The organism is Chitinophaga niabensis (genome assembly GCF_039545795.1).
In the GTDB taxonomy this organism is placed as follows: domain Bacteria; phylum Bacteroidota; class Bacteroidia; order Chitinophagales; family Chitinophagaceae; genus Chitinophaga; species Chitinophaga niabensis_B.
The window spans coordinates 4,333,861-4,355,103 of record NZ_CP154260.1; the positions used below are offsets into that span (position 1 = coordinate 4,333,861).

A 21,243-nucleotide genomic window follows, 5' to 3' on the forward strand; every position below is an offset into this window, starting at 1 on the left:
ATCTTATGCGTAAAAAAGTGCTTATTGTAGAAGATGAATTTATAGTAGCCAATGATCTGCGGTTAATACTAATACGCGCAGGCTACGGTGTAACAGGTATTGCCGCTTCAGTTGAGGAGGCCAATGAACTTCTGCAAAAGTATAAACCAGATCTTGTAATCCTGGATATCCGGTTAGAAGGAAAACTATCAGGTATTGACTTTGCCCGGAAGCTAAGAGCTGAAAATATTGCTTTTATTTACCTGTCAGCTTATGCAAACCAACAAATACTGGAAGAAGCAAGAACAACCGAGCCATATGGTTTTCTTGTTAAACCATTCAGGGAACAGGACCTGCTGGTTACGCTGGATATTGCATGGTATCGTCATACCAATAGTCTTGAATCAAAACTGCGGCAGGAAGAACATTTACAAAAACAGTTAATCGCAATAAGCAATGAAAGCTCAGATGCTCCGGAAAAATTACTGAAGGTGGCCCGGGCCATACAGCCTTTTATACCATTTGATCTCATTACATCGGGGATCAGGCCAATGGATGCTGAGCAGTTTGGCGATACGGGATATTTACGTATCGGGTTTGATGAATACCAGTTTATTGGTGGAAATGAATTAATGACGATTACAGGCATGAATAAAACCCAGCTTTCTGCAATCATTGGAGACAGTCACACGGGTATCTATAACGATGCAGTAGTCTCTTCGCTGCAAAGATTAATGCTGGATCATTTCCAATTGAAGACCTATCTCGTATTTCCGGTGACTTTAGGCTACGGACTGTCTGTTCACTATTTTTTATATAGCCGGCAGCCTGGTATTTATACCAAAGAACACATGGCCTTATTGGGTCGTTTGAAAATGAACCTGGAGGAGTTGGCTGAAAAAACAATTTATTATAAAGCTCCATCAGCTGTGGTTAAGAAACGGCCTGTTTCTGCCAATAAGATGCAGGACGAAGCGATAGGATTCAAAAGCATTATTGGAACTCATCATCTCTTGTTGTCTGCATTAGATCTTGCAGCACAGGTGGCACCATATAGCACTTCTGTTTTAATACTGGGTGAGAGTGGTACCGGAAAGGAAAAAGTGGCCCAGTCCATTCACTTATCTTCACCAAGAAGGAACGGGCCTTTCATAAAGGTAAACTGTGCAGCAATTCCTCCAACATTGGTGGAATCCGAACTCTTCGGCCATGAAAAAGGTGCATTTACCGGCGCTATTGAAAAAAGGAAAGGAAGGTTTGAACAGGCTGATGGTGGAACTATTTTTCTGGATGAGATCGGAGAACTGCCACTTGGCATGCAGGTGAAGTTGTTGCGCGTTTTACAGGAAAGAGAGATTGAATATGTAGGAGGCAGATCACCTGTAAAAGTTGACATCCGTGTTGTAGCTGCTACAAACCGGAACCTCGAAAAGGAAGTAGCAAACGGAAATTTCCGGCTTGATCTGTATTACCGACTAAACGTTTTCCCCATCACCCTGCCCCCGTTGCGGGAACGAAAAACGGATCTTGAGGCACTGGCAGTATTTTTCGCAAACAGGTTTTGCCGATCGTTCAATAAGCCATTCAATGGCATTGCTCCATCAATGATAGAAGAATTGTACACCTACAACTGGCCGGGGAATATTCGTGAACTCGAAAATATCCTGGAACAGGCCGTTGTTCTCAACGATGGCAAATCAAAATTGCAATTAGTGCGAAGGCTTTCGTTAGCAGCTTCTAACCAGTCTGCAAACCCTGGTATTCATACCCTTGAAGGGATAAAGCACATACAGCGGGAAACAGAAAGAGACTATATCATTTCCATTCTCAAAAAAACAAAAGGCCGGATACGGGGAGCTAATGGCGCTGCGGAATTATTGCATATTAAACCTACTACCCTCGAATCAAAGATGGCCAGGTTGAATATAAGAAGGCAGGATTTCATCAATGTGGAGGGATAAAAAAGGCGGCCCGCTGTTGCAGGCCGCCTTTTCATTAAACAGTATATCTCTTAGAAACGGTAACCGATACTCATACGGAAGTTGCGGCGTGCTTCTACGATGTAAGTGTAATAACCGGAAGCGTTTGCAGCCAGTGTTGCCTGTGTCAGCAGTTTGCGGTCGTCCAGCAGGTTATTTACAACAAAACCAACGTTGTATTTACCCAACTGATAATTCAGACCACCATCTACCCTGAAGTAGTTAGGAATGTTAGCTGTTTTGGTAGTGCCTACTGCACGTTCAGCCTGCCATTGAATACCTCCTGATACCCCAAAACCTTTCAGCTTACCATTAATCAGGCGGTAATTCAGCCATGCGTTGGTGATGTGTTTAGCAGTGTTAGGTGTAATATTACCAACAGTCTTTTTAGTTTCGTCAACAATGGTAGGTGATTCTCTGGAGATCTTAGAATCGGTGAGCGCATAGTTCAGCGTTACGTTCAAACCGGGAGTGATCTCACCAGTGACATCAATCTCGATACCTTTAGTGGTAGTTTCACCTAACTGGATCATCACGGCCTGACCACGGCTGTCGAACAGACCAGTGTTCACTTTGTCGTTCACCCTTTTGATCTGGTAAACGGTAGCTGAGGTACTCAGGCGGCCATTGAACCAATCTCTTTTAATACCAAACTCTATGTCGTTACCTCTAACAGGATCAAACGCATTGCCTGAAGAGTCTACACCGGTAACAGGTACAAATGACTGGTCATACAGGGCATAAGCGCTGGTATTTTTATCGATAGAATAACTTAAACCTACACGGGGAGAGAATACATCATCCACTTTATCAGTAGCGCGGTCGCGGCCAGTCATCGTAGCATGTGTAAAGCGGCCTGCCAGTGACAGACGCAGTGTATTGTTGAAGAAGCCCAGTTCATCCTGAACATATGCAGAAGCATAGTTTACAGAACTGATGTAAGCGGAGTTGGCTGCACGTTGCCTTACACTTCTGCTGCGATCCAGCCTGGGCATGGAATCAAAAGGAATACCATACTTGGGATTGTAGACATTAAAGATCTCATTATTAGCCAGTCTGATATCATTCTTCAGTGTACGGAAGTCGCCCCAGAATTTTTTATTACCCATATCTACACCAGCAAGGATGCGGTGACGCACACTACCAGTATATTCCTCTCCGCTAACAGAAAACTGACCGAATCTGTTTTCGCCGGCTTCATCACCCTGACTCACATAACGCCTCATATCACCATTCAGTTCAATGCTCGACAACCACATGCTGCTACCCTCCATTGCAAAATTGAAGTATGCCACCTGTGCATGCGCTTTCCATTTGTCATTAAACTCATGGTCAAAATATAGGTATGCACTATGATCTTTCAGTGTGCTGGGTTCCAGGGAGGGATCCTGGTAGAAGAAGTCGTTTTTGATCCCTTCATCCAGCAGTTTTTTGCGCGAGAAAGTATAGTTACCATTACCAAGATACTTAGATGCCTGGTAGGTATATTCCAGTGTAACCGATGTTTTCTCATCAAACAGGTATTTCAGTACCGGCGCAATTACATACCGGTTGTTGTAGTTGTATTTGGTGAAGAAGTCTTTTTGCTGACCGGCCAGGTTGAGCCTGTAAAGCAATTTACCATCTTTGCTCAGTTTACCATCAAAGTCCAGGGCTGCACGATAGGTGCTGAAGCTGCCCATGCTCAGGTTTACGGAACTGCGGGTCATACCGGTAGGTTTTTTGGTTACTACGTTATAGAATCCACCTGGTTCGCCGGCAGCCAGCATAAAACCTGCAGGCCCTTTTACAAACTCAATACGATCGATCATGGAAGCGTCTTCGGCAGTAGGTCCCCAGCTTTGTTCAATGTTCATGCCGTTACGGAAAGCAGGGATCTTGGAACCACGCATACGAATATTGGCATATTGATTATCCCAATGCCCGGTACGGGTAACACCACTCACGTTGCGGGTAATTCCATCTACCACATCAAACACCTGCTGGTCGGCCAGCACAGTAGAGGATACTACCTGGATGTTCTGCGGCACTTCCAGGATAGGTGTTTGCAAACGCAGGGAGCCCGATACTTTGTCTACTTTATACTTATTCCTTTCACCATTGACAACTACTTCCTGTAGTTCTGCATGGGTAGCTTCCAGCTGAATGCTTACGCTGACGATCTCATCTTCTTTCAGTTCTACTTCTTTCTCAACTTTTTTATACCCGATCAGGTAAACCTGTACTGTGTAACGGCCTGCATTCAGTTTTCTGAATACAAATTCGCCTTTCTCGTTGGTCATTCCGCCCCTGTTCTTCTCTTTTAACTGTATAGTTACGTAGGCTGCGGGGGATCCGTCATTGGTAACCACCTTTCCTTTGATAGCGGAAAGAGGTTCTACACCAGCCAAAACAGGCAGGGAGCAAACGATAGCGAAGAAAATGGCTATCAGACTTTTAAGTTGAATACGCATATGGAAATGTTAAATTCTGGCGGCGAAGGTACGGCGGGAGCTATACACCCGTTAATCGGATCGGGAAAAGAAGTTGCGCAATGCGGAGAAATGTGTGGGGTACAGGGAAATTGGGAATGGCTATTAATTTATTATCATTGCAGGATGACGTCAACAGAAGCACTTATCACCGCAGCACGGCGGTATTGCATGGAACATTATCATTACTGGGTGACCCGGTATTCAAAGGAGCGTACCGGCCAGGACTACCCGGTGTACTCTTACTCTGACAATGATTATGACCTGTTTCCGCGGTATAATATTCTGGCCGCCATATTAGGAGAGATAGAAATACTGGTGGGTAAACCATTCCCTTCGTTATCTGACTGCCGCGCATCGTTAATACAAACCGGCCGGTCTGCGAATTCCTCACTGACTGACCGTAAAGATAATCCCATTGAAAGCGCTGCTATTCAACAGGAGCGCGATAAATTCATTCAATTTATAGACACGGTCACACCTGCCATGCTGGAGCAAACGTTGCCGCTTCCCTATCGCAGAAGGCTGGAGGATGCGGAAAAAAGTGCCGTTTACCAGGTGCTGCTGGAGCGGTGGAATTATGATGGAGGGTATTGGGACCCGATCGATAACCTGTCTCCTGTGGAAATTATCTATCTCGCTAAAGCTGAGATTACGTCCGCCGACTTTCAGGCTATCTCCGGTTTTATCAGGGAGCATGCGGCGGCGCATTTGCTGGAAGCAACGGAAGAAGGGATTATTACAGAGATAAGCTCCGGTGATTTTCACCTGGACAGTGATGAAACGGTTTTTTGCGACTGTAATTATCAATGGCTGGTATATGTATCGCATGAGTCGACAGTGACCTTTGCCGGCGAAGCATTGCTGGTATTTATCAAACACCTGTTTGCAGGGCGGGAAAGTTTGTTGTATCCGCGATAGTCTTTTTAGCTTCGTAAGGGCATAAAAAGCCCCTATCAAATAAACTCAATAAAGTTATATTTAACCATCAAAAAGAACAATCATTGATACGTCCATCTTCCAGGAACCTGCATTTGACGGTATCCCTGCTTATTATCATCCCCGTTGCGCTGGCCTATGGTTTATTTCCGCAAATGATCCTGCCTTTGCTGTTTGATTTTAATGTAGACGCTATCAACCTGGTAAATATTTTCAGGGCTATGATGGGTCTATATCTGGGTATGTCTGCGATTTGGACCATGGGCGTTATTAAATCCAGATTCTGGATCACCGCCACTATTACCAATATTGCTTTTATGGGAGGGTTGGCGCTCGGCAGGTTAGTAAGCATGGCTATAGATGGAGTTCCTGGTATTTATTTTTTAATTGGGTTTATAGCAGAGTTGCTGCTTGCTGTATGGGGATTAAAAAACTTAAAGAAGTATGGAACTGATTAGTAAAGTTATAGGTGGGAAACATGGCCGCAGATAAAAAGTCTATAGTGGATTGAGCTCCTGAATCCGTTTCAACTCAACCCTAGAAAACCTATCATATTCTGTAGCTTAATCCCGCTTTTCCCAGGAACCTTTTTCGTCAAGAATTTTCAAATAGCTGTTATATGGTTCATTAGCGTGATAAAGTTGATACAGCTGATCGGTTAGCGCTGTGAGAAAATTAAAGAAAATTGAAAACTCTTCTTTTGTGTTATAAAGCCCGCCCCACTCATTCAATATCCAATTTAACATTTTTCCATCCCGGGTGATGATCGAAAATTCCAGGTAAGGAGTATCAGCATCTGTTTCTTTGTAATAGTCGTGCTGTAGTCCCCCCAATAGCCCTATTTGCCTTACAGGAACCCGAATGGAGTGTATTTCCGAAAACAAAACAGAACCGAAACAGGAACTGGTAAGGCCTTCTTTACTTAGTGAAACAATTTCTGCCGACTGCCTTTCGGAGGTCGCTTTAAACAGTCTGTAAATGGCCATTAACATTAATGGTAAGGAGATCAGCAATAGCCAGGCCGGGAAAAGCGGATGCGAATGTGCCAGTAAAACGGTGGTTGTTAGTGTAATAGTCAGCAACGTGGTAAAAAACCAAAACAGAATGGTTGAGGTTTTCCTGCTGTTATTAAAACGAAAGCGATAGGTATTCATATCTGTTCAAAACGTTAGAAAATATGGCATAAAAACGGAAACTGTTTGCCCAAAAATGGCAGGCTTTAGCCCTTTAAACCTCCGGGCAGGGTTCCAGGCTGGCGGCGGTATTGGATATAGTCATATAAATCTGACTTATTGCTGGATTGACTTAAATTATACACATTTGGATAAATATATTCATTTACGGATTATTATGGCAGAAAAGACATTCGCTACCACTATTCTAATTACGAAAGAATTGTAAGTTTAATCAGGCGAAGATAAAGCCGCTTTGGGCGCCTGCAAAATAAATAAAGAGAATGAAATTTAAGATCGCCATATTTCTATTCATATTAATCTCCGGTCATATGAAAGCCCAGGAAGCAGTATCTGCACGATATAAGCAGATCAGTGGTAAGTATGGCAGCAACGAAGGTATCTGTCTTTTCGACGACGGAAAGTTTATGCTATATGGTTATGCCACAGCAGTGTTTGGTCATTTTAATTTCCAGGGCGATCACCTGCTTTTTTACCCGGACAAGCCCGAACTCTTTGAAGTGTATGGCACGCAAAACAAAGGCCTGTCAGGCAGTACGCGTATCAACTTTGCACAGTTCGATGGCGCCGGGAAAACCTTTGTGAAATTTGGAAAGGGAAGTACACACCAGGTGTTCAATGACGATGCTAATTGTTTTGACGGACCTTTTGTGTACACGCTGCCGGAAGCATTACCGGATTTCAGTCTTGCCGCAAACCTGGAAGCAGCCGGGCCTGGACAGGAAGGGTACAGTACGTATCAATACAGCAACGACAAAGCCTATAACGATTTTATTTTCCTTTACAACAAACCCCATCCTGTATACAACGACTTTAGCGCGTTGCTGCAGCCTGAAGGTGAGGAGCGGACGGTCCTGAAATTGTCCAATTACGGATCTGACAAAGGTTTCTATAAAAAACGGCCGGATGAGCAGCAGTGGCAGGAGATACTGGAAATGAAGAAACGCTATGAGCAATCCAAAAGTATGTCCGAAAAAGGCGTATTGGCCAACAAACATTATAACATTTTTTTAAGGGAAACAGAAGATTACAATTACGACCCGGCAAAAAACCTGTACGTCAGCAAAAAGGCGGGGGACAACCAGGAATATTACCAGGCTAACCCTTACAGCGATGACCGGTTTCTGCAGCGTTATATTAAACTGCAGCCGGAAGCTAAAAACAAAACCAGCAATCCCGCAAAAGCGATCAGCGGCAGCACGATCTTCTTTACCACTTGTGGCAAAGGATCCGAAAAGTCCTACCGTTACCAGGGTTTGTCCCCAAACACTAACCCACACCCGGATGAAATACCCCTGCCTGCCACCGTACCGGCAGCGTCTGTTCCCGGAAACGGTCATTATCCTATCGACTCTATTGACCATACAGCTATCGGGGAGAAGATCGCATCAGCGGAAACCATCAGCCTCCTGAAAAGCACACTCCTAGCCGCTTTAGAAAGGGAAGTAGAAAGGCCGTACATGTGGGACCTGTTTGTATCATCTAACGACACTTTGCTGAAGATCTTTGATTACAGGGATTTCCTGGTTGCAGGTATACGTTTTAAATCTTATTACCTGCAGGTTAATTACGAGGATGCCAGGTATGAAGCCCTCATGCTGGTAAACCCGGCTTCCGGCACGGAATACAATAGCATGGTGGTATACGAAGACCTGAGGGGGGAAGAAAAGTACCGGCGTTACACCCGGGTAGAACATGACAGGATAAGGGTCATGTTCAAAGAAACAGGCAATGTTAAAAATTCAGAATACCTGGTTAAAGATGGAATGTTCCTGGATTACCTGGGCCCTGCTGCTGTTGACCGTAAATGGAGTACCCCGGCAAGGTTCGATTATCAACTAAAGGGAAAGACAAATAACCACCTGAAAAATGGTTATTGGATAGAAAAAAGATATTCCATCGCACACGGTAAGTGTATGACAGAGGACGGGCATTACATAAACGGCGTAAGGGATGGCGAGTGGAACTATGCCGCTGAAGGCCCGGTAGAGATGATCAGGACCTATAAGAACGGAAAATGTGTTTCCATAAAATATCCGTAATAAAAAAATAGAAATACGAGTGGATAGTCAGGGATTGTCTGCCACAAGATCCTCAATTTCCAGGTCTTCATCGATTTGGCACCAGATCAGCATGTCAGGGTATTCTTTTTTTGCCTGGAAGACCAGGGAAAAAGCAGCATCCTGGAAAAAACATATGCTTACCAGCGTAAGTTCCGCTGCCAGCCCGTCATAATCCTGTTGACCCGGTTTGTAACCGGAGCCCGCATAGGCGGAATCGGTCAGTTCCAGGCTCATTTTCCGTTTTAGCTCATTCAGTTTTTCTTGCGTTAATTTCCCGATCCAGCTTTCCGATGCGGAGATCAAGCCGGAGAAATTTTTCATTACAGGATCTTCTTCTTCCAGGTCGAACTCCACTATAATCTTGCCGGTTACCGGGGAATCGTAGGTACCTTTTAATATGTCATCTTCGATCGCTAAATTTTCAAATTTGTTCATGACTAAAACGGGATTTAAAAGTTTTTCTTGAATCCAGCAGTTCCTGGAGTAGCTTTCTTATCAGATCGTACGATTTGATGGGGTAATTGATCGTTCTGGCGGCTGTTTCACGGGCGATGACTTTCTTTCGTTCATCATTTTCATATTCGAATTGCTGAGGCTTTGTGCGCACGGAGATCACATCCTGCTGTATATCCAGGCCCTCGATCTCATAATATTTCCAGCGCGGTACGGCATCTACGATCACGAACCTCTCATCCACGATCTCCGGATGGGAAGCCATATTATCGCTGTTCTGGAAGCAGCCATTCGCGTCAAGCTCCTGCACAAATACCTTTATTCCCGTGCCTTCCGTAAACATATTGATGATGCGGTTATCAGCGTCATAGTTCGTGGTGGTGAGCCTCGTCAGCACCCCTTTGGTCAGCTCCAGCTCGAGGCTGCAATAATCCGGCCGGGGATCGCTTTTCAGCTGATCACCTTGATGCAGCGCGTGGATGGCATTGAACAGGATGCTATCGACCGGCTGCCGGGCCTTCAGCGTAATGGTCTTGTAAGCGCCGGAAGCCAGTACGCTGAATGAAAGTGCTGTATGATCCTCATTGATAACGAGGTCGAAAACCGGGAGGAGATAGCTTTCCCCGTATGGGTTTTCGAGGTATTCGAACAGCGAGGTGCCCTTATTATAATCCAGGACAACGCCGCTTTTAGACGTGGAGCCGATGTAGATCCTGAACCTGTCTGCCGAATGCGGATTATGTTTAAGGTAGATAACGTTCGATTTGATCGTTGCCGGCTTTCCTTTCTTCAGGCCGAATGCAAAAGCGGTATCCAGGATAAGACTGGTCAGTTCCTTCGTATATCCGTTGTAGATAAAGCCCCACAGGAATTCAGGGCTCTCGTTTTCCTGCTTAAAGGTAGATAGCGACTGGAATATCCATTGGATATTTTTTGCGATGCTTTTGCTGTCCGGGTTTTGCGACAGCTTTTTTATGTAGGCGTTCAGGTCAGCGGAGCAGTCTTCGATATTGCGGGCTGTATAGAACCTGTCCGCCTCGGCAGTGTTCTCCAGGTCTGTATACATCTGTGCTATGATCTGCTGTTTATTGGCTTTTATTTTCTCCAGGTTAACAGTTCCCATTGATCGTTTGTATTCTGGCCCTAAATATACAACGCATTTTCATTATTACATTATCAACTGAGCGTTTCAGCCAGGAGTTGCTGTATACCTGCAAGCGGAGCCTTATGCATGTCACTCAGATAGTCCCGCCTGGCGAAACAGTGGAAAAATGGTCATGTGCGGTTTTTAACATGTCATATAAAATCTTATCAGAGGAAAGCATTGAAAAAAGAATTGAAAGATTTGTAACTACAACGAAGAAAGAATTCAAGGAATCGAATTTTACGCTGTTATCGAAAACCAGGGACTGGGCACTATTCAAAATAGAATGTAATCAGCCTGAGCCCGAATCATATCTATATTCGTTAAGCAGTTTAAGCGGGTTTTCCAGGTTTTTAAAATTGGGGACAGCTCAGGCATAAGGGAACGGCTCAGAAATAAATACGTAAAGTTCTTTAAGAATGACTCAAGTTGATTTCAATGAGTTGTTAAAGACTACCGAAAAGAAATAAACGAAGATTAGTAGTACAATAAAACCAATCAGTATTGTTGCCAAGACAGCGATCCTGAAGTTAGATTTAGAATTGGGTAAAAGAGGGTACAAAAGTTAGCAAAAACGAAAAAGCCGCCCGAAGGCGGCTTATAATCAATTTGTGGAGGCGGTGGGGGCCTAATCGAACCCCTATGTAGGTTATTAAAATTATTTAGATTAATAAAATGTCGATAGTGTGTCCTTTTCATGCCGTTTATCTGCTCCTGCCATTGCGAAGAATAGGTTTATGAAATCTTATGGCATGAATAGAGGAAAGATGAATTATGGCGATATGAAATATATGTAATAGTGCGTATATTTAGTTAGCAAACACTTTAAATGCCGGCAACATGCGGTTATTCTTCCTAGCCTTCTTCATCCTGACAAGTTTTCTTACCTTGGGATCGCGCCATATTCTGATAAACAAGGACTCTTCCATTCCCTCAACTACGCATATAGACACAACTAAAGGCGTAATAATACAAAATGGCGAAAAAAAAGGTAATGGACGCCTGGATTCTACCGGAGCGAATGGATACAATGATCCTGGTGGAAAAAACTTTGCATATGTAATATTCTGGACTCGTGTAATCAACGAAGCTGCTACTCCGTTAGAACTAACAATTAATTTTCCTGCTGATTCATTCGCAATTCCCCGTTCTCCTCACTCTTACATAAAATTATTTCTGCCTCCGGACACAATGACACTTGAAAAAGAGTCATTGGATGACTATGGCTTAACAGGTTTAAAATCTTTTTTAGACACTAGCTTTAATAAACCGACGATGTTGCACAGAACAATTAATCCTAAAGAGGAGTGTCTTTTTTATACTATAGTGATCTCTGACGGTTATAATGGCACCTCACGAGCGGAACTTGTTTCAAAAGAACAAAATCTTTTTTATAGAATGAACATGCTTGATTCATTGATTCCTTGTGGACATATTGTTTTTAAAAAATGAGTTAATGTTCATGCGTAGACATTAAAACATTGGTGTTAAAAAAAGCCCCGGTGAATTATAGCTTTCAATCAGAAAATGGACAGAAACACTACTGATTTTAGTTTGGAGTAATAGCAGTTTTATAAGTATAAATAAAATCAGCGCATCAGGCTTCCTCTTTTCATTCTATTACAAAAAAATATCTACCTCGAAATGAGGTAGATATTTAAAGGAAATAATATTTCCTGGTGGAGGCGAGGGAGCCTAATCGAACCCTTGGGCAGGTTATTAAAGTTATTTAGATCTATAAAGACCAATATTATATAGTTTTAAGCAAAAAAAATATCTACCCCGAAATGAGATAGATATTTTAAAGAAATAATATTTCCTGGTGGAACCGCCGGGAGTCGAACCCGGGTCCAAACATATTCACCGAAAGCTTTCTACATGTTTATTTTTGCATTGGTTTGTCGGAACTCGGCAGGGGCAAAACAAACCAACCTCGTCCTTATCCGTTTGAGTTTCGGTACCCACTCACAGAAACCATGAGTACCTATTCCGCTATTGGTTTGATTCAGCGGCTGAAGTCACAGCAGACAGCAACTCACAGCGGCCATAATGGGTGCGCTAATTTAATTAGGCAGCCATGGCGTAGTTAGATTCGCCTTTTGATGTTTGGGTATTCAGATTTACGTGCTAATTATCCAACGCACGACATGCTTACACTTTCAAAGACCTATGCTGTCAAAACCGGTCGGCCCCATGTTTTACAGAATGCAAAGATACACTAAAATTTCGAAGTGATCCAACGCCACACATCTAATCCATTCGCAAACAGCAACAAACTGAACAGGATAACCATCCCTACGATCTGTGCATATTCCATGAATTTCTCACTTGGCTTGCGGCCGGTGATCATCTCATACGTCAGGAATACTACGTGTCCGCCATCCAATGCCGGAATGGGCAGAATATTCATGAAGGCGAGGATAATGCTCAATAATGCAGTGAACGTCCAGAAGCTCTGCCAATCCCATTCTGATGGGAAGAGGTTGCCAATGCTCATAAATCCACCCAGGGATTCCGTTACTTTCACTTCTTTGGAAACAAAGATCAGGCGCAGCTGCTGTACATATTTCACCAGTGTGCTTACGGCTCTGTTGAAACCTGCAGGGATTGCCTGGCCAAAGGTATAATGCTTTGTTACGATGTCAAATTGCTTGCTGAGCCTTACATTCATTCCAAACCCTTCGGCAGGGATCTTAGCTGTGATGGGAATAGTATCAGCTCCTCTTAATACGGTAATGGTTGCCACTTTACCTGTATCTCTGCGCAGGGCTTTGTAATACTCATGGAAATAAGTGATAGCGGTGTCATTAAACTTCAACACTTTGTCTCCCTGGCGGAAACCGGCTTTATATCCTTCCCTTTCTTTGTAAACCGTATCAAAAACGGCCAGGATGCGGGGTTCCGCAAACTGTCCTTTCCGTTTGATCAATTGTCTTACAAACCCTTCCGGCAGTTTGATCTCCATCTTTTGTCCATCTCTTTCCACTTCTATACTTTGCGCTTCTCTCAGGATCATTTCACCTGCAAGGCCTTCAAAATTCTCCACGGGTTTATTGGCTACTGTAAGGATCTTGTCCCCATCTCTCAGGCCGATGCTTCTTGTGAGGGAATCTGTTACGATACCATATTTCACAGCGGTATTAGGCAGGTATTGCTCTCCATAATACCAAAGCAGCATGGTAAAGATGAGGAATCCGAGGATCAGGTTCACGGTTACTCCGCCGATCATAATGATCAGCCTTTGCCAGGCTGGTTTGGAACGGAATTCCCATGGCTGGGGCGGTTTGCTCATCTGCTCCTTGTCCATACTCTCGTCTATCATCCCGGAGATCTTCACGTAACCACCCAATGGTAACCAGCCCACGCCATACTCGGTATCACCTTTCCTGAATTTAAAAAGAGAGAACCAGGGATCGAAGAAAAGGTAGAACTTCTCTACTTTGGTCTTAAATAACTTGGCCGGGATAAAATGCCCTAATTCATGCAGGACCACCAAAATCGACAGCGACAAGATCAACTGTCCTGCTTTTACAAATATTTCCTGTGTTGTCATGTATTATTGAATATATACTTTTAAGCTAATGTAGATAATAAAGGCGACAAGTATCAGGTCAGGCTGTGGATTAACTCGGCGGCATGCTCGCGGGCAGCTGCATCAGCCTGATAATAATGCTGTAAGGACGGCTTTTCAACAAAAGGAATCTTTACCAGCGTTTCTTCGATCACCTCCGTCATTTGCAGGAAGCCTATGCGGTTCTTTAAAAAAGCGTTCACTACCTCTTCGTTGGCTGCGTTCATGATACAGGCGGCATTTCCACCTTTTTTCAATACCTCTGTGGCAATAGCAAGGTTACGGAAAGTTTTGGTATCTGGTTGCTCAAAAGTAAGTGAGGGGTAATTCTTAAAAGAAAACCGGGGAAAATCATTGGACAAACGGTCAGGATATCCCAAGGCATACTGAATGGGTAATTTCATGTCCGGCAGGCCCATCTGCGCTTTCATGGAGCCATCTGCGAATTGCACCATGGAATGAATGATGGATTGCGGGTGTACGATCACTTCGATCTGATCAGCGGTTAGACCAAATAACCATTTGGCTTCGATCATTTCCAGGCCCTTATTCATGAGGGTTGCAGAATCTATGCTGATCTTTGCCCCCATACTCCAGTTGGGATGCTGCAGGGCATGATCTTTCTTAACATTAAACAGGAAATTGGTCTTTTTCCCCAGGAAAGGCCCGCCGGAAGCGGTGAGGATCACTTTCTCCACCTTAGCCAGAGGTTCTCCCTGTAAACACTGAAAGATGGCAGAATGCTCAGAATCAACAGGGATAATGGGTACATTCTTCTTACGGGCAGTGGCTATCACAATATCTCCGGCTACCACCAGTGTTTCCTTATTGGCTAACCCAACAGGTGTTCCCTGCTCCAATGCAGACAAGGTAGGCGCCAGACCGGCAAAGCCCATAATGGCTGCCAGCATAAAATCTATGGAATCCCAGGCAGCTACCTCCACCATGGCGGCAGGGCCTGCAAATACTTTAATCCCTTTATCAAAGAGCACTTCTTTAACAGCAGCATATTTACTCTCATCACCGATCACAACGGCATTGGGAGAAAACAGCAAAGCCTGTTCTATCAGGAGTTCAGCGTTCTGCTGAGCAGTTAATACTTCCACCTCAAACTTATCCGGATGCGCCGCAATCACTTCTAAAGCCTGGCGACCTATAGACCCGGTTGAACCAAATATTGCAATACGTTTTTTACTCATGATCAGACAAGAATGACTCCTATGGTTAAATTTAAACAGTTTTTTCAATATGCGTGCGGAAACCGGCTTCTGCATTTGTTATTGAAGAAGCCGGTCCATGCGTTATAATGTGATTAGCGTCCTGCCAGGTAGTTGCCCAGTTCGTCAGCAATTCGCCTGTCATTACTGAGCCGAGGCACTTTGTTCTGCCCTCCCAGCTTACCGATGGATTTCATGTAGTCAATAAACCCATTTTTACGTATGGGCCTGATCTTTAAAGGTTGTAATATATTACCGGTTAACAAATCTTCGTAATAAATGTTCTTGTTCCGCAACTGCCGGTCTACCTGAAGCGCAAATGCTTCCAGGTTATCCGGGATCTGCTCAAACTCCACAAACCATTCATGGTAGGGCAATTCTCCATTTACCTGGATACGCGGAGCTACCGTAAACTCGGTGATCCTTATACCCCTGGTATCGGCAACGCCCATCAGACTTTGTTCTACCTCCTCTCCGATCACATGTTCCCCGAATGCGGAAATAAAATGTTTCGTACGGCCGGTCACCACTATCCGGTAAGGGCTGGTGGATACGAACTTAACGGTATCTCCTATGTTATAAGCCCATAAACCCGCGTTGGTACTCACTATCATGGCATAATTCACACCGGTTTTCACTTCTTTCAGCGGAATGCGGGTAGGATTCTCATTAAATATTTCAGTGGCGGGTATAAATTCGAAAAAGATACCGCTGTTTGTGTTCAGCAGCAATCCTTCCTGTTCCTGCGAATCCTGGAAGGCAAAGAAACCTTCAGAGGCAGGGAAAGTTTCAATGGTGGTCACTTTCCGGCCTACAGAATCCATCAGTTTGGCCCTGTATGGTTCAAAGTTCACACCGCCGTGTACCAGTAATTTGAAATTCGGGAACAGTTCACCAACTGTTTTGCCGCTCTGTGCCATCAACCTGTCGAAATACATCTGCATCCATGGTGGAATACCACTGATCAGGCGCATATCTGCATTAATGGTTTCCTCTACGATCTTGCCCAGCTTTGTTTCCCAGTCTTCAATACAATTGGTTTCGTAGGTAGGTAACTGGTTGGTGCGGAGATAACGGGGGATCTGGTGATTGGCAATACCACTCAGCCGGCCGGTGGGGATGCCACCCACACGTTCCAGTTCAGGAGAGCCGGAAAGGAAAATAAGTTTTCCGTCAAACACGCTGGTATCGCCGGTTTCCACCACATTACAAAAAACTGCATTGCGGGAAGTATTAAAATGGTGGTCTACTGATTCCTTTGTGATGGGGATATATTTCACCCCGCTGGTAGTTCCGGAGGTTTTGGCAAAGTAGATCGGCTGCCCTTTCCATAATATATTATGCTTTCCTTCCTTTATCTTCTCAATATAAGGTTTGAATTGTTCATAGTCCCTGACAGGAACAGCCTGCTTATAGGCTTCATAGGACTGTATATTCTCAAACTGGTGATCTTTGCCAAATTCCGTTTTCCTGCCGGTTTTTATCAGTTCTTGCCAGATTGATTCCTGATCTTCCACCGCCCTTTGCATTTCCTTCTTTACCTTATTTGCGATAATGGAAGCAAATGGTTTGGCCAGCAGTGATTTAAACTTCATGCCCCGATATTTTTAATTTAATGATCAACATAAAGAACAAAAGTATAAAAATTGTACGCAAGATAGCAGTTTTTCGGAGTGGCTACAGCCGGGCATTGTAGCGGAAATTGGGGTATAACAGGGTAGAGCGCGGGGGAGCAGGGATGCTAAACAATTGTTAAAAAAAACTAAAATACTAAAAACTCCGTATCTTTGATATGTAAAAAGCTATTTTTCAATGTACTGCCCCGGTTCGCTGGGGCGATGTACTGCAATAAGTATTAATTTCTTTGTTGATTAAAAAACAAAGTAATACCTTTGCAGGAAATTATTTTTGGAATATTATGTTCGCAGTTGTAACAATCGCAGGTCAGCAATTCAAGGTAGCTAAAGGTCAAGAGATCTTTGTACAGCAATTGACTGGTAATATCGGAGATAAAGTAGAATTCGCAGAAGTTCTGCTGACCGACAACGACGGCAAGATAACCGTTGGCACTGATGTAAAATCAGTAGTAAAAGCAGAGATCCTGGCTCACGTTCAAGGTGATAAAGTGATCGCTTTCAAGATGAAGAGAAGAAAAGGCTTCAGAAAGAAAGTGGGTCACCGTACTCATTTTACCCGTCTCAAGATCAACGAAATTGCTTAATTTTATATTGATAAAAGTTATAAAGTACTAATACAATGGCACATAAAAAAGGTGAAGGTAGTGTTAAGAACGGTCGTGATTCCCATAGCAAAAGGCTGGGAGTTAAAATCTTCGGTGGCCAGGTGGCGGTAGCAGGTAATGTTATTATCCGTCAAAGAGGCACAGTTTATCATGCAGGTTCTAACGTAGGTATTGGTAAGGATTTTACCATCTACGCTCTTACAGATGGTCTGGTGGAATTTAGAAAAGGTCAGAAAGACAGAACCTTCGTTTCCGTAAAGTCATTTGATACCACTGCACAGGCGGAAGCTTAATGCAGTGTTAGCCATAAAGTTTTTTTTGATACCCAATTTTTTTTACTAACCCAAAATTCAAAAAACAATGGCAACAATTAAGAAAGCTGCTAAAAAAGCGGCTCCTAAGAAGAAAGCTGCTGCTAAGAAAGCTGCTCCTAAAAAGAAAGCTGCTGCTAAGAAAGCCGCTCCTAAAAAGAAAGCTGCTGCTAAGAAAGCCGCTCCTAAAAAGAAAGCTGCTGCTAAGAAAGCCGCTCCTAAAAAGAAAGCTGCTGCTAAGAAAGCTGCTCCTAAAAAGAAAGCTGCTGCTAAGAAAGCTGCTCCTAAAAAGAAAGCTGCTGCTAAAAAAGCCGCTCCTAAAAAGAAAGCAGCTCCAAAGAAGAAAGCCGCTAAAAAAGCTGCTCCTTCTGCACCATCAGCTCCGGCCATGTAATTTCGAATTTACTAACTGTAGCATAAGAACCCCGATGCAAATCGGGGTTCTTTTTTTGTGTAATACCCCTCCTCCCCTTTGCTCATTCCGGCCGAATCCCCTAACTTACGCCATCTATGGACAACTATATCATTGCAGATAACTTCTCCCTGCTCGCAAAACTGATGGATATTCATGGCGATAACTCCTTTAAAGCCAAATCTTTCGCAAATGCAGCTTTCCAGATAGAAAAATTAACTGTTCCCCTCGCGGAAACACCACACGATGCTATTTTCAAGATCAAAGGGATTGGTGAGTCCACGGGCAAAAGTGTGATAGAAATGCTCCAGACCGGCAGATTTGGGGTATTGGAAGATTATATTCAGAAAACGCCTGCGGGCATCCTGGAAATGATGAAGATCAAAGGTCTCGGCCCAAAAAAGATCGCTACCATCTGGAAAGAACTGGAAATAGAAAGCCTGGGGGAATTACTCTATGCCTGCAATGAAAACCGCCTGCTCCTGTTCAAGGGGTTCGGACAAAAAACGCAGGACAGCATCAAACAAAGTATTGAATTCTTTTTGTCTAACCGTGAACGTTATCTCTTTGCAGAAGCAGAGGCATTCGCCGGAGAAATGGAAGGCATGCTGCAGCAGCTCTTCTCTCCTGCAAAAGCGTCTGTTTCAGGTAATTTCCGCCGCCAGCAACCCATTATCGATGAATTGGAGTTCGTAATAGCGGTGCCCATAGACCAGGTGGCAGAAAAGCTTAAAACAGTGGAAGGATTCACGCGGCTGGACAATACGGATGACGCGGTTATCATGCAATATAAAGAACACATCAAGCTAAAAATATACGGGGTACAACCGGAACATTTTGCCACCAAACTTTTTGTTACCACAGGTTCGGAAGCCTTCCTGGATCAGTTTTTTGCGCATGCCGGCCAGGCTTCAGGTGGAAACGAAGCTACAGAGGAAGCCATCTTTGAAAAAGCCGGGCTTCCCTATATACCACCCTGCCTGCGTGAAGGAAAAGGAGAAGTAGCACTGGCAGCCGCTAACGCCTTACCGAAACTCATTGAAACCACTGATATTAAAGGTATTATTCACTCCCATAGCCAATGGAGTGATGGTCTGCAAAGCCTGGAGGAAATGGCCAAAGCAGCCAAAGAGCAGGGATTTGAATACCTGGTGATCAGTGATCACTCCCGCTCTGCTTTTTATGCAAACGGCCTGCATCCCGAAAGGATCGTTGCCCAGCATCAACAGATAGAAGAATTAAACCGCCAGCTGGCTCCCTTTAAGATATTTAAAAGCATAGAAGCAGATATCCTCAATGATGGCAGCCTGGATTATCCGGATGAGATCCTCGCCAGTTTTGACCTGGTGATCGCTTCTGTGCATTCGAATCTTAAAATGACGGAAGAAAAAGCGATGGCACGTGTGTTGAAAGCGATCTCGAATCCTTACACTACCATCCTGGGGCATATGACGGGCAGGCTCTTGCTGAGCAGAAATGGTTATCCACTTAATCATGAAGAGATTATCGATGCCTGCGTGGCTAATCATGTGGTGATAGAATTAAATGCACACCCCCGCCGGCTGGATATAGATTGGGAATGGATCCCTTCTGCTATTAAAAAAGGCGCGCTGCTTTCTATAGATCCTGATGCCCATACCATTAGCGGATATCATGATATTAGATATGGCACACTGGCTGCTCAAAAAGGGGGTTTGACCAAAGAAAAGAACCTTAGCAGTTTAACACGGGATGAGCTGGAATCTTTCTTAATACAACGTAAACAACAAAAAGGGATCTGATGATCTTACACATTCTGGCCATCGCGGTAGCACCTGGTGTTGCTATTTCCCTGCTTATCTATTTCCTGGATAATCGTGACCGTGAGCCGGCGCGGTTATTGATCCGTGCTTTCCTTTTAGGCGTACTGAGTGTAGCTTTTCCCCTGGCGGTCCAGATCTTTGCTGCTTCCCGTGGCTGGACTGCTTCTATGCCAGGATTGCTCAATACAGCCATCTATGCATTTGGTGTTGTAGGGCTGAGTGAAGAACTGGGTAAATTCCTTGTATTACGTTTCTACGCTTATCCCAAGGCTGAATTTGATGAACCTTTTGACGGAATTGTTTATTCCGTGATGATAGGGATGGGATTTGCCACGGCAGAGAATATCACCTATGTAGCGCAATATGGCATAGGAACCGGCCTGGTGCGCATGTTCACTTCTGTACCTGCACATGCAGCTTTTGCGGTGTTAATGGGATACTATACGGGCCTGGCTAAATTCATTCCGCAACACCGCGGCACCTTGTTAATAACAGGGCTTTTCTGGGCTGTATTGTTTCATGGCGCCTATGATTTCTTTCTTTTTATAGGGGACAGTGTTTACCTGATGCTGGCTTCCCTCCTCTGCTTCTATATTGCAGTACGCCTGTCTATCCGGGCTATAAAACACCAAAGGGAAATATCACGGCGCTGGAATAAGGAACCTTAGTTCTCTTCTGTTACATAACTTCTCGTTAACCAGAGGTAGAGGCCGTATCCCGCAAAAGGGAGGAAAAATACGAGGATCAGCCATTTCAGGTGGTAAGGACGTGGATTGTCGGACTGCTTAAAGGTATGCTGCACACAAAACCTCACTACCAGCCAGAGATGCAGCATGGCAAATAAGGTAATAAAAGCCTCTTTCATTAGTAAATCCATCCAATAATGCTTTACTGAAATTTACGAATTTTCCGTATAAGTAGGTAATTGTCCTCTTTTTTATAAGCAAAAAAAGAGCCCGACTTGACAATCAGGCCCATCCTCCAAATTAACTAGTAATGCAAAGTGGATAAAAGAGTTATATATCAGGGAGATAATGATTAATTATTCGCACAAAGGCCAGCATTCACGCTTTAAATCTACAAAAAAATATTTACTCTGTTAGGAATACTACTATTTTTTACAGCTGTAAACGAAAAAGCCCGGGATCTACCCGGGCTTTTAATATATGTAACGTCATTATATTCATTCCTTTTATAGAAAGAGCCCGATTCGACCATCAGGCTCGTTTTTATCCAATTTAGCTTTAGACAAAAATCCCTTATTCCCTAAATTTCTTGTGCGCTAAATGGAGTTTGAGACCTACTAAAAAAAAGAAGAGCCCGACACGAACATCAGGCTCGGTTTTTTCTCCAATTTAGCTTAAGACAAAAAGTTTGTGTAAACCCCTCAGTTTACTGAATATCTTACAGTGGTGTATTCTCAATTTGTTTAGAAAGAACTTATTGATTGGCAAGGTTGCTTCTCAA

At 43.8% G+C, this 21,243-nt stretch carries 18 protein-coding genes and 1 other RNA gene; 10 read left to right on the forward strand and 9 right to left on the reverse strand.

Annotated elements, in window-relative coordinates; genetic code table 11:
* Positions 1–5: 5 nt before the first annotated feature.
* On the forward strand, positions 6–1,940 hold the full coding sequence (locus AAHN97_RS17085) for a sigma 54-interacting response regulator (RefSeq protein WP_343303272.1): 1,935 nt from the start codon (positions 6–8) through the stop codon (positions 1,938–1,940).
* 50 nt (positions 1,941–1,990) lie between these two features.
* Here AAHN97_RS17085 and AAHN97_RS17090 read toward each other — a convergent pair whose 3' ends face one another.
* On the reverse strand, positions 1,991–4,411 hold the full coding sequence (locus AAHN97_RS17090; protein WP_343303273.1) for a TonB-dependent receptor: 2,421 nt from the start codon (positions 4,409–4,411) through the stop codon (positions 1,991–1,993).
* A gap of 144 nt (positions 4,412–4,555) precedes the next feature.
* Between AAHN97_RS17090 and AAHN97_RS17095 the strand changes: the two genes are divergently transcribed.
* Together AAHN97_RS17095 and AAHN97_RS17100 are read left to right on the forward strand one after the other, a co-directional pair.
* Positions 4,556–5,350 carry a hypothetical protein gene (locus tag AAHN97_RS17095; RefSeq protein ID WP_343303274.1) on the forward strand — a complete coding sequence of 265 codons (795 nt, stop codon included), beginning with the start codon at positions 4,556–4,558 and terminating at the stop codon, positions 5,348–5,350.
* 83 nt (positions 5,351–5,433) lie between these two features.
* Complete coding sequence (locus AAHN97_RS17100) at positions 5,434–5,826, forward strand: DUF4345 domain-containing protein (protein ID WP_343303276.1); 393 nt, start codon at positions 5,434–5,436, stop codon at positions 5,824–5,826.
* Between the two features lie 105 nt (positions 5,827–5,931).
* Here AAHN97_RS17100 and AAHN97_RS17105 read toward each other — a convergent pair whose 3' ends face one another.
* Entirely contained in the window at positions 5,932–6,522 is a 591-nt protein-coding gene (locus tag AAHN97_RS17105; RefSeq protein WP_343303277.1) for a hypothetical protein, read from the reverse strand.
* Between the two features lie 350 nt (positions 6,523–6,872).
* Between AAHN97_RS17105 and AAHN97_RS17110 the strand changes: the two genes are divergently transcribed.
* On the forward strand, positions 6,873–8,603 hold the full coding sequence (locus AAHN97_RS17110) for a hypothetical protein (protein WP_343303278.1): 1,731 nt from the start codon (positions 6,873–6,875) through the stop codon (positions 8,601–8,603).
* Between the two features lie 27 nt (positions 8,604–8,630).
* Here AAHN97_RS17110 and AAHN97_RS17115 read toward each other — a convergent pair whose 3' ends face one another.
* Both AAHN97_RS17115 and AAHN97_RS17120 read right to left on the reverse strand, forming a co-directional pair.
* A complete protein-coding gene (locus tag AAHN97_RS17115; protein WP_343303279.1) occupies positions 8,631–9,059 on the reverse strand; it encodes a hypothetical protein in 429 nt (142 codons plus the stop codon).
* The gene (locus AAHN97_RS17120; protein ID WP_343303280.1) at positions 9,046–10,200 is read right to left on the reverse strand and encodes a hypothetical protein; all 1,155 of its coding nucleotides are present in this window, start codon (positions 10,198–10,200) and stop codon (positions 9,046–9,048) included. Before AAHN97_RS17120 ends, AAHN97_RS17115 begins: the two co-directional genes overlap by 14 nt.
* Positions 10,201–11,061: 861 nt before the next feature.
* On the opposite strand from AAHN97_RS17120, the gene AAHN97_RS17125 reads away from it, so the two are divergent.
* Positions 11,062–11,673 (forward strand): hypothetical protein, encoded by a 612-nt coding sequence (locus AAHN97_RS17125; RefSeq protein ID WP_343303281.1) that lies wholly within the window; start codon positions 11,062–11,064, stop codon positions 11,671–11,673.
* Positions 11,674–12,041: 368 nt separating this feature from the next.
* Here the strand turns inward: AAHN97_RS17125 and ssrA are convergent.
* The 4 genes from ssrA to AAHN97_RS17145 form a co-directional block, all read right to left on the reverse strand.
* Positions 12,042–12,414, reverse strand: a transfer-messenger RNA (tmRNA) gene (gene ssrA / locus AAHN97_RS17130).
* 25 nt (positions 12,415–12,439) lie between these two features.
* Positions 12,440–13,774, reverse strand: a complete 1,335-nt coding sequence (gene rseP, locus AAHN97_RS17135; protein ID WP_343303282.1) for an RIP metalloprotease RseP — start codon at positions 13,772–13,774, stop codon at positions 12,440–12,442.
* Between the two features lie 53 nt (positions 13,775–13,827).
* Positions 13,828–14,991 (reverse strand): 1-deoxy-D-xylulose-5-phosphate reductoisomerase, encoded by a 1,164-nt coding sequence (locus tag AAHN97_RS17140; protein WP_343303283.1) that lies wholly within the window; start codon positions 14,989–14,991, stop codon positions 13,828–13,830.
* A 113-nt stretch (positions 14,992–15,104) separates the two neighbouring features.
* A complete protein-coding gene (locus AAHN97_RS17145) occupies positions 15,105–16,604 on the reverse strand; it encodes a GH3 auxin-responsive promoter family protein (RefSeq protein WP_343303284.1) in 1,500 nt (499 codons plus the stop codon).
* A gap of 269 nt (positions 16,605–16,873) precedes the next feature.
* Between AAHN97_RS17145 and rplU the strand changes: the two genes are divergently transcribed.
* The 5 genes from rplU (at position 16,874) to AAHN97_RS17170 (ending at position 20,444) form a co-directional block, all read left to right on the forward strand.
* Positions 16,874–17,230, forward strand: a complete 357-nt coding sequence (gene rplU / locus AAHN97_RS17150; protein ID WP_343303285.1) for a 50S ribosomal protein L21 — start codon at positions 16,874–16,876, stop codon at positions 17,228–17,230.
* 35 nt (positions 17,231–17,265) lie between these two features.
* Positions 17,266–17,544 carry a 50S ribosomal protein L27 gene (gene rpmA, locus AAHN97_RS17155; protein WP_343303286.1) on the forward strand — a complete coding sequence of 93 codons (279 nt, stop codon included), beginning with the start codon at positions 17,266–17,268 and terminating at the stop codon, positions 17,542–17,544.
* Positions 17,545–17,611: 67 nt separating this feature from the next.
* On the forward strand, positions 17,612–17,956 hold the full coding sequence (locus AAHN97_RS17160) for a hypothetical protein (RefSeq protein ID WP_343303287.1): 345 nt from the start codon (positions 17,612–17,614) through the stop codon (positions 17,954–17,956).
* 116 nt (positions 17,957–18,072) lie between these two features.
* Positions 18,073–19,755 (forward strand): PHP domain-containing protein, encoded by a 1,683-nt coding sequence (locus AAHN97_RS17165; protein WP_343303288.1) that lies wholly within the window; start codon positions 18,073–18,075, stop codon positions 19,753–19,755.
* Positions 19,755–20,444, forward strand: a complete 690-nt coding sequence (locus AAHN97_RS17170) for a PrsW family intramembrane metalloprotease (RefSeq protein ID WP_343303289.1) — start codon at positions 19,755–19,757, stop codon at positions 20,442–20,444. The genes AAHN97_RS17165 and AAHN97_RS17170 overlap by 1 nt, the downstream gene beginning before the upstream one ends.
* On the opposite strand, the gene AAHN97_RS17175 is transcribed toward AAHN97_RS17170, so the two are convergent.
* Positions 20,441–20,653: a hypothetical protein gene (locus AAHN97_RS17175; RefSeq protein ID WP_343303290.1), complete on the reverse strand. Its 213-nt coding sequence runs from the start codon at positions 20,651–20,653 to the stop codon at positions 20,441–20,443. The two genes, AAHN97_RS17170 and AAHN97_RS17175, sit on opposite strands and share 4 nt — an antisense overlap.
* Between the last annotated feature and the right edge of the window lie 590 nt (positions 20,654–21,243).

Excerpts from the sequence above, each read along its gene's own strand:
- AAHN97_RS17085 (WP_343303272.1), top strand. The coding sequence starts at position 6 with ATGCGTAAAAAAGTGCTTATTGTAGAAGATGAATTTATAGTAGCCAAT.
- AAHN97_RS17090 (WP_343303273.1), bottom strand. The coding sequence starts at position 4,411 with ATGCGTATTCAACTTAAAAGTCTGATAGCCATTTTCTTCGCTATCGTT.
- AAHN97_RS17095 (WP_343303274.1), top strand. The coding sequence starts at position 4,556 with ATGACGTCAACAGAAGCACTTATCACCGCAGCACGGCGGTATTGCATG.
- AAHN97_RS17105 (WP_343303277.1), bottom strand. The coding sequence starts at position 6,522 with ATGAATACCTATCGCTTTCGTTTTAATAACAGCAGGAAAACCTCAACC.
- AAHN97_RS17110 (WP_343303278.1), top strand. The coding sequence starts at position 6,873 with ATGAAAGCCCAGGAAGCAGTATCTGCACGATATAAGCAGATCAGTGGT.
- AAHN97_RS17115 (WP_343303279.1), bottom strand. The coding sequence starts at position 9,059 with ATGAACAAATTTGAAAATTTAGCGATCGAAGATGACATATTAAAAGGT.
- AAHN97_RS17120 (WP_343303280.1), bottom strand. The coding sequence starts at position 10,200 with ATGGGAACTGTTAACCTGGAGAAAATAAAAGCCAATAAACAGCAGATC.
- AAHN97_RS17125 (WP_343303281.1), top strand. The coding sequence starts at position 11,062 with ATGCGGTTATTCTTCCTAGCCTTCTTCATCCTGACAAGTTTTCTTACC.
- rseP (WP_343303282.1), bottom strand. The coding sequence starts at position 13,774 with ATGACAACACAGGAAATATTTGTAAAAGCAGGACAGTTGATCTTGTCG.
- AAHN97_RS17140 (WP_343303283.1), bottom strand. The coding sequence starts at position 14,991 with ATGAGTAAAAAACGTATTGCAATATTTGGTTCAACCGGGTCTATAGGT.
- AAHN97_RS17145 (WP_343303284.1), bottom strand. The coding sequence starts at position 16,604 with ATGAAGTTTAAATCACTGCTGGCCAAACCATTTGCTTCCATTATCGCA.
- rpmA (WP_343303286.1), top strand. The coding sequence starts at position 17,266 with ATGGCACATAAAAAAGGTGAAGGTAGTGTTAAGAACGGTCGTGATTCC.
- AAHN97_RS17160 (WP_343303287.1), top strand. The coding sequence starts at position 17,612 with ATGGCAACAATTAAGAAAGCTGCTAAAAAAGCGGCTCCTAAGAAGAAA.
- AAHN97_RS17165 (WP_343303288.1), top strand. The coding sequence starts at position 18,073 with ATGGACAACTATATCATTGCAGATAACTTCTCCCTGCTCGCAAAACTG.
- AAHN97_RS17170 (WP_343303289.1), top strand. The coding sequence starts at position 19,755 with ATGATCTTACACATTCTGGCCATCGCGGTAGCACCTGGTGTTGCTATT.
- AAHN97_RS17175 (WP_343303290.1), bottom strand. The coding sequence starts at position 20,653 with ATGGATTTACTAATGAAAGAGGCTTTTATTACCTTATTTGCCATGCTG.